Here is a 1,503-nt window from a genome sequence, read left to right as displayed (position 1 = left end):
GCCTCCGCCCTCATCCTCGGCGGCACCGGCCATTTCGAGGTCATCGCCCCGGGCAGCCCGGTGTGGAGCCAGGTCGAAGCCTTTCTGCTCGAACAATTGAAGGTGAACCCGTGAAACTGCTCGCCTCGCCTACCTCGCCTTATGCCCGCAAATTGCGGGTGATTGCCCATGAACTGGGCATCAGCCTGCCCATGGAAGACACCGCCCCGATGACCGACCCGGCGTCGCTGCTGGCGGCCAATCCACTGGGCAAGGTGCCGGCGCTGGTGCTGCACGATGGAAGCGCCATCATCGATTCGCCGGTAATTGCCGCCTTCCTGCTGGCCAGCGTTCCGGGGCAGAAACTGCTGCCGCAGTCGGGTCACGCCCATTGGCAGGGCCGCACCACCGAAGCGCTGGCTGATGGCGTATTGGATGCGGCCATCATCCTGCGGTTCAACATGGCGCAGGGCATCACCAGCGGCCCGTGGGTGGATCGGCAATATCGCGCCATCGAACGCGCGCTCAGCGTGATGAACACGCGCGTCGGCGGCAGCGATTTCGGCGACATCTGCATCGCGGTCGCCTGCGATTATCTCAGCTTCCGTTTCCCCGATTTGCACTGGCGCGAGCATAATGCGGCGCTCGTGGCATTGGCTGACCGGCTGCTGGCCACGCCGGCGTTCGCTGCAACACGACCGCCGGCCTGAGCCTTACTTTTTCAGTTCACGCGCCAACGCCTTGGCCGTTTTCGCGCCATAAGGCGGCTTGAAGCCGGCAAGGCCCGCCAGATCGATCTTGGGCTGGCTGTAGATCGCCTTCCCATGGCTGAATTCCTTGAAGCCATCGTGGCCATGGTAATTGCCCATGCCGGCCGGGCCGATGCCGCCGAACGGCAGATCTTCAGCCGATACGTGGAAGATCACATCGTTCACCGTCACGCCGCCCGAAATCGTCCGGTCGAGCACGCGGCGCTGTTCCACTTCGTCCTGGCCGAACCAATACAAGCCCAGCGGCCGGTCGCGGCGGTTGATTTCGTCGATGGCGCCATCCACCGCCTTGTAGGTGCGCACGGGGAGCAGCGGCCCAAAGATTTCCTCCTGCATCACCGTCATCTCGTCGGTGGCGCCGCGGATGATGTGCAGCGGCATCTTGTTGGTGTTCTGCTTGGAAAAATCCTCGTTGGCCGGGTTCACCACTTCAACATTGGCCCCCTTGGCGCGGGCGTCGGCGACATGGGCTTCCAGTCGCTCGCGGTGGCGGGCGCCCAAAACGCTGGTGTAATCCGGGTTGGCCAGCATGGTGGGATACATCTTCGCGGTTGCAGCCTTCAGCCCTTCAACGATCTCGCCTTCCTTTTCCTCAGGCACCAGCAGATAATCCGGCGCCAGGCAGATCTGGCCGGCGTTCATCAATTTGCCCATCGCCACGCGTTCGGTGGCGGCAGCGACATCGGCAGAGCGGCTGATGATGGTGGGCGATTTGCCGCCCAGTTCCAGCGTCAGCGGCACCAGATTCTTTGCA

2 protein-coding genes are annotated in these 1,503 nt (G+C 63.3%); one reads left to right on the top strand and one right to left on the bottom strand.

The features are described from left to right. Positions 1-110: 110 nt before the first annotated feature. The gene (locus tag RMO81_RS01375; protein WP_310473935.1) at positions 111-689 is read left to right on the top strand and encodes a glutathione S-transferase N-terminal domain-containing protein; all 579 of its coding nucleotides are present in this window, start codon (positions 111-113) and stop codon (positions 687-689) included. A 3-nt stretch (positions 690-692) separates the two neighbouring features. Here RMO81_RS01375 and RMO81_RS01370 read toward each other — a convergent pair. Next, a partial coding sequence (locus tag RMO81_RS01370) for an aldehyde dehydrogenase family protein (RefSeq protein ID WP_310473934.1) occupies positions 693-1,503 on the bottom strand: 811 nt, incomplete at its 5' end.

It is taken from the genome of Sandarakinorhabdus sp. (assembly GCF_031422795.1).
Lineage (GTDB): Bacteria > Pseudomonadota > Alphaproteobacteria > Sphingomonadales > Sphingomonadaceae > Sandarakinorhabdus.
Note: the sequence above shows the minus strand (reverse complement) of the source record. Positions and strands in the feature narration are given on the sequence as shown.